At 51.6% G+C, this 399-nt stretch carries 1 protein-coding gene; it reads left to right on the top strand.

Translation table 11 applies throughout. The features are described from left to right. On the top strand, positions 1 to 399 hold a 399-nt coding region (locus tag AC1DFM_RS34880), incomplete at both ends, for a condensation domain-containing protein (RefSeq protein WP_477081399.1).

Here is a 399-nt window from a genome sequence, read left to right as displayed (position 1 = left end):
TGAGCAGTCGTTTGCCTCGCTGCTGGAACAAGTGAAGCATACCACGTTGTCAGCCTATGATCACCAGGAAGTACCCTTTGAGAAAGTGGTGGAAGCAGTGGTGCGTGAACGGGATGTAAGCCGTCATCCGTTGTTCCAGGTGATGTTCGAGTTACAGAACACCCCGGAAGTACCAGACCTGGAGCTGAACGGGCTGCGGTTATCACAGGAGAGTTTATCGCATAGCACCACACAATTCGATCTGACTTTATCGCTGGAAGAAAGCGCAACAGGACTGAGCGGGTATATAGAATATTGCGCGGACCTGTTCACTGGCGCTACAATAGCAGGGCTGCAGCGTCACTATGAGCAGCTGCTCTGGTCTGTAGTAAATAACCCTGCCGAAGAAACGGGTTTGCT

It is taken from the genome of Chitinophaga sp. 05T412, assembly GCF_056396465.1.
This window is presented reverse-complemented; position numbering and strand designations above follow the sequence as displayed.